Source organism: Pseudomonas sp. EGD-AK9 (assembly GCF_000465935.2).
GTDB lineage: Bacteria > Pseudomonadota > Gammaproteobacteria > Pseudomonadales > Pseudomonadaceae > Aquipseudomonas.
Genome location: NZ_AVOF01000311.1, coordinates 1 through 3,828, shown reverse-complemented (window position 1 = coordinate 3,828; position 3,828 = coordinate 1). Strand labels below are relative to the sequence as shown.

The following is a 3,828-nucleotide window of genomic DNA, read 5'->3' as shown; positions in this document are numbered from 1 at the left end:
GGCTACGGCTACTACGCCGACAAGCAGGAAGCCGAACTGCGCCAGCAGATGCAGGGCACCGGCGTCGAGGTGCAGCGTCAGGGCGACGTGATCCAGCTGATCATGCCCGGCAACATCACCTTCGCCACCGATTCGGCGGAGATCGCCAGCAGCTTCTACGCGCCGCTGAACAACCTGGCCAACTCCTTCCGCCAGTACAACCAGAACAGCATCGAAGTGGTCGGCCACACCGACAGCACCGGCGCACACAGCTACAACATGGGCCTGTCGCAGCGTCGCGCGCAGAGCGTGGCCAGCTACCTGCTGGCCCAGGGCGTCGACGGCAGCCGGGTCAGCACCCGCGGCATGGGCCCGGACCAGCCGGTGGCGAGCAACGCCACGGCTGAGGGCCGCGCGCAGAACCGTCGCGTCGAGGTGACCCTGCGGCCGCTGCCGGGCGTGCAGTAACGCCCGCGGATTTGGTCTGGGTCGCAGCCTGCGTGCCGGGCGGCTGGTAAGCTGGCGCGGAACTTCGTCCCGCCGTGGCGGCTCGAAGGCTCCGGCATGCTGCCGACACCAGAACCAATCCTAAGGAAGTCCCTATGAAGACCAGGCGTAATCTGATCGCGGCCACCGCGGTCATGGCCTTGCTGGCCGGCTGTACCACCAACCCCTACACCGGCGAGCAGCAGGCCGGCAAGGCCGGCATCTACGGCGGCATCGGCGCGGTCACCGGGGCGGTGATCGGTGCCGCCACCTCGAGCAAGAAGGACCGCGGCAAGGGCGCGCTGATCGGCGCCGCGGTGGGCGGTGCGGCCGGCGGTGGCTACGGCTACTACGTCGACACCCAGGAAGCCAAGCTGCGCCAGACCCTGCAGGGCACCGGCGTGCAGGTGCAGCGCAACGGCGACGATCTCAAGCTGATCATGCCGGGCAACATCACCTTCGCCAGCAACTCGGCGGATATCTCCAGCAGCTTCTACCCGACCCTCAATTCCCTGGTGCTGGTGTTCAAGGAGTTCGACAAGAACGGCGTGAACATCGTCGGTCACACCGACAGCACCGGCTCGCTGGAGCTCAACCAGAACCTGTCCAACCGCCGTGCCCTGAGCGTGGCCAACTACCTGAGCGCCAACGGCGTGCCGGGCCAGCGCATCTCCTCCTACGGTGCCGGCCCCAGCCAGCCGATCGCCAGCAACGCCAACGAAGCCGGGCGGGCGCAGAACCGCCGCGTCGAGATCAACCTGCGGCCGCTCTGAGCCGCAGTCATGGCGTGACAGAGCCCCCGCTTGCGGGGGCTTTTTTCTGCGCGACCGTCGTGTCTGCCCGGTCGTTGGCGGGCTTGGCGCTCAGCCGCGCAGCTTGCCTGGCCGGCGCGACGGCTTCTCGCCGTTGGGCACGTGCAGGTAGGACATCACGCTTTCGGTCAGCTCGGCGGCCAGCTGCACAGCCTCCTTGTTGCGCGCCATGACCCCCGCCACCAGGGCTTCGATCAGGGCCAGCACGGCGGTGTTGGAGCTGATCAGCACCGGGTGGTCGGCCGGGGCGAACAGGGTGTGGCGGGCGATGCCGGCCAGGGGCGATGCCGGCGAATCGGTGATGGCCAGTACGCCGGCGCCGCGCTCGCGGGCAAAGCGCGCCAGCTGCAGGGTGTCCAGGCTGTAGCGCGGCATGGCGATGGCCAGCAGCACGTCCTGTTCGGTGATGGCGGCCAGGCGGTAGGCGGCGTTCTCGTTGCCGCCTTCCATGCTGATGGCCGTGGCGTCGGCGCAGAAGGGCACCAGGTTGGCGGCGGCCAGGCCGGCCATATAAGCGCTGTTGCCGAAGCCCAGGATGTAGATCTTGCGTGCCTGGATCAGGCCGTCGACAAAGGCGTCGAAGCTGGCCGGGACGTTGTTGGCCCCGGCGGTGGCCAGGTTGCTGCTGGCGATCTGGATCTGTTCGTGCAGGCCGAAGCCGCCGTCCGGGCGGCTCTCCAGCTCGCTGCGCAGCTTGTCCACCGGCGACACCATCTGTTGCAGGGTGCTGACCAGCTCGGCCTTGAGCCCGGTATAGCCGCCCAGGTCGAGGGCCTTGGCCAGGCGGTTGACCGCCGCCGGCGAGGTGGCGGTGGCCACGGCCATCTCCTCGATGTTCAGGGTCGCGGCCTTGAGGGGGTGGCGCAGGATGAATTCGGCCACCTTGCGCAGCGAGGGTTGCAGCGTGGGAATGCGCTCGGCCAGCTTGCGCATCACGGGGGCGGCGTAGACGGTGGCGTTCTTCGCGGAGGTCGGCATGGTGATTCGGCACGGGTGAGTGAGAGGCGGCGCAGGCCGGCGTGAGCGCAGTCTATCCCAGCCGGCCGCGCCAGGTGCACCCGGGCTACTTCAGGCTGCCGGCGAGAAACTGCTGCAGGCGTTCGGAGCGCGGGTTGGCCAGCACCTCTTTCGGGCAGCCGCTTTCCTCCACCCGGCCCTGGTGGAGGAATACCAGCTGGTTGGACACCTCGCGGGCGAAGCCCATCTCGTGGGTCACCACCAGCATGGTGCGGCCTTCGCTGGCCAGATCCTGCATCACCTTGAGCACTTCGCCGACCAGCTCCGGGTCCAGGGCCGAGGTGGGTTCGTCGAACAGCATCACCTCCGGCTCCATGGCCAGGGCGCGGGCGATGGCCACGCGCTGCTGCTCGCCACCACTCATGTGCGCGGGATAGGCGTTCTTGCGATGGGCCACGCCGACCTTGGCCAGGTAATGCTCGGCTTTCTCCAGCGCCTCCTTCCTGCTGATGCCCTGTACCTGCACCGGTGCTTCCATGACGTTGTCCAGGGCGCTCATGTGCGACCACAGGTTGAAGTGCTGAAAGACCATGGCCAAGCGCGAGCGCATGCGCTGCAGCTGCTGGGGATCGCTGGCGTGCAGGTCGCCGGTGACTTTGTGCGGCTTGAGCCGCAGTTCTTCGTCATTGAGCAGGATGCGCCCGCTGTGCGGCCGCTCCAGCAGGTTGATGCAGCGCAGGAAGGTGCTCTTGCCCGAGCCGCTGGAGCCGATGATGCTGGTGACGTCGCCGGCCCTGGCCTTGAGCGAGACGCCCTTGAGCACCTCGTGGTTGCCGTAGCGTTTGTGCAGGTTGTCGATTTCCAGGGTGTACATGATGGGATTCTCTTGTTGTTAGCAGGCTGTTGAAAACTACCTGCGTTGGTAATCCAGCGTTAAAAACGGCCTCACAGCCGTAAGGCTGAACGCGCTTTAGCGCGGCCCCGAAGGGGTGAGCGAAGCGAATCAAATGCTCATTTACAACACGTAAACTCCGCTTTTTCGGCCGTTTTTGCCTTGTCTTACCTGCCTCGCCTACGCTTTCAACAGCCTGCTAGTCGGTCAGCAGGCGGCCCTGGCGGATGGGCTGGGCGCCGGCGACCTTGGCCAGCCACAGGCCGGGCTGGGCGTAGCGCAGGCGTTCGCGGGCGTAGAGCACGCCGCGGGTTTCGGCGAGGATCACGGAATGGCGATCGCTCAGCGGGTCGATCACCTCGAACAGCGCATCGCCGGGCTCGACCCAGGCCCCCAGCGGTTGCAGATAGCTGACCACCCCGGGGTGCGGGGCATAGGCGTACTGCGCGCCGGCAAAGGGGGTGGCCTCGCAGCAGGTCGCCGGCGCCGCCGGCCAGTCGCCGGCGAGCAGGCCCTGGTCGGCGAGAAAGCCGAGGATGCCCTCGGCATCGTCCCGGGCCTGCGGCGCCTCGGTATCGGCCATGCCGCGCAGCTCGATGGTGCTGGCCAGGCAGGCGGCTGGAATGGCGGCGTCGGGGAACTGCGCGGCGAGTTTCAGCCAGGGCCCGGCGCAGGCTTCGTCGAAGGACTGGCCGCCGCTGT

At 67.6% G+C, this 3,828-nt stretch carries 5 protein-coding genes; 2 read left to right on the top strand and 3 right to left on the bottom strand.

The features are described 5' to 3' along the window. On the top strand, positions 1-447 hold a 447-nt coding region (locus N878_RS14805; RefSeq protein WP_021444405.1), incomplete at its 5' end, for an OmpA family protein. Between the two features lie 134 nt (positions 448-581). Then, complete coding sequence (locus tag N878_RS14800) at positions 582-1,238, top strand: OmpA family protein (protein ID WP_021444404.1); 657 nt, start codon at positions 582-584, stop codon at positions 1,236-1,238. Between the two features lie 90 nt (positions 1,239-1,328). Here the strand turns inward: N878_RS14800 and N878_RS14795 are convergent, their stop codons facing one another. The 3 genes from N878_RS14795 to N878_RS14785 all read right to left on the bottom strand — a co-directional run. Continuing rightward, entirely contained in the window at positions 1,329-2,255 is a 927-nt protein-coding gene (locus N878_RS14795; protein WP_021444403.1) for a MurR/RpiR family transcriptional regulator, read from the bottom strand. 85 nt (positions 2,256-2,340) lie between these two features. Further along, positions 2,341-3,108: an ABC transporter ATP-binding protein gene (locus N878_RS14790; protein ID WP_021444402.1), complete on the bottom strand. Its 768-nt coding sequence runs from the start codon at positions 3,106-3,108 to the stop codon at positions 2,341-2,343. 217 nt (positions 3,109-3,325) lie between these two features. Then, on the bottom strand, positions 3,326-3,828 hold a 503-nt coding region (locus N878_RS14785; RefSeq protein WP_021444401.1), incomplete at its 5' end, for a succinylglutamate desuccinylase/aspartoacylase family protein.

Coding starts and splice junctions, on each gene's coding strand:
- N878_RS14790 (WP_021444402.1), bottom strand. CDS start 3,108: ATGTACACCCTGGAAATCGACAACCTGCACAAACGCTACGGCAACCAC.
- N878_RS14800 (WP_021444404.1), top strand. CDS start 582: ATGAAGACCAGGCGTAATCTGATCGCGGCCACCGCGGTCATGGCCTTG.
- N878_RS14795 (WP_021444403.1), bottom strand. CDS start 2,255: ATGCCGACCTCCGCGAAGAACGCCACCGTCTACGCCGCCCCCGTGATG.